We start from the raw sequence: 1,163 nt of genomic DNA, 5'->3' as shown, positions 1-1,163 counted from the left end.
GTCGGCCAGGCCGGCGCGGCGCGGAATCCGGCCAGCGCGGCCCGGGCGGAGTCGGTCGCCTCGTCCAGGCTGGGCACGGCCGGACCGACCACCACCGGCCCGTCGCCGAAGGCGGTCCGCAGCTTCTCGGTGGCGGCCAGCGGGTCGGCCGCCCCGCCGAGCACGATGACCAGACGGTCGCCGTGCACCCCGCCGATCACCTCGACGCCGATACGCCGCGCCTGCCGGTAGACGGTGTGCAGCACGGCGGCCACCTCACCGCCGGGCGAGCGGCCCACCGCCACCGCCACCGGCGGGGCGTCCGACCAGCCCAGCGCGGCGGCCCGGCTGGCCAGCACGTCCGGCGAGTCGCCGCGCAGCAGCGCGTCGACGAGCAACGCCTGGAGCCGGGCGTCCCACGAGCCCCGGCTCTCGGCGGCGCGGGCGTAGACCCGGGCGGCGGCGAACGCGATCTCCCGCGAGAAACGCAGCACCGCTTCCCGCAGTGACTGCTCCTCGCCCGGCACCGCCAGCTCCGACACCTGCTCCTCGACCACCTCGATGGTCACCTTGATCAGCGCCACGGTCTGCTGGAGCGTGATCGAGCGGGCGAGCGCCTGCGGCGCGGCGGCGAACACCTCGTCCGAGACCTCCTGGGTGCGGTCGGTCGCGCCGCCGCCCTGACGCAGCCACTGCACCAGGGACCGCACCCCGGCCTGGGCGACCAGCATGACCCACGAGCGCTGGTCGGCCGGCAGCTCCCGGAACCAGGGCAGCGTCTCGTCCATCCGGGCCACGCTGGCGGTGGCCAGGCCGCCCGCCGCCCGCTCGATGCGGCGCAGCGTCGCCGACGTCTCGGTCCCGCCCGGTTCGCTCACCGCACCAGCCTGACACGCCGTGACCAGCGGTTCCACTCCGAGCCCGCCGGGTCGTCCGGGCCGGACGATCTCCACCGGTACGCGCTGACGATCTCGTCCGGCCGGGCCAGTACGGTGTCAGGGCGCGTCGGGGCGTTCCGCCCGGCGGGCGACGGCGAGATGGAGGAGACCGGGATGGCGCACGGGGAGGCCGAGCACGGCTGCGCCCAGGGCGAGCCCTGCCGGCCGGGTCACGAGCAGCCGGCGGCGGCCAAGCACCCGCGCCGGCCGGGTCTGACCCACACGGGCGAGCCCGCGGTCGGCCGG

General features: G+C 77.1%; 1 pseudogene. It reads right to left on the bottom strand.

Going from position 1 to position 1,163, the window contains the following annotated elements:
* Positions 1-896: pseudogene (locus HUW36_RS33255) on the bottom strand (PucR family transcriptional regulator); the annotation flags it as partial.
* Between the last annotated feature and the right edge of the window lie 267 nt (positions 897-1,163).

It is taken from the genome of Micromonospora maritima, from assembly GCF_902825405.1.
GTDB lineage: Bacteria > Actinomycetota > Actinomycetes > Mycobacteriales > Micromonosporaceae > Micromonospora > Micromonospora maritima.
The sequence above is the reverse complement of the archived record's forward strand: the minus strand, read 5'-3'. Positions and strand labels throughout refer to the sequence as shown.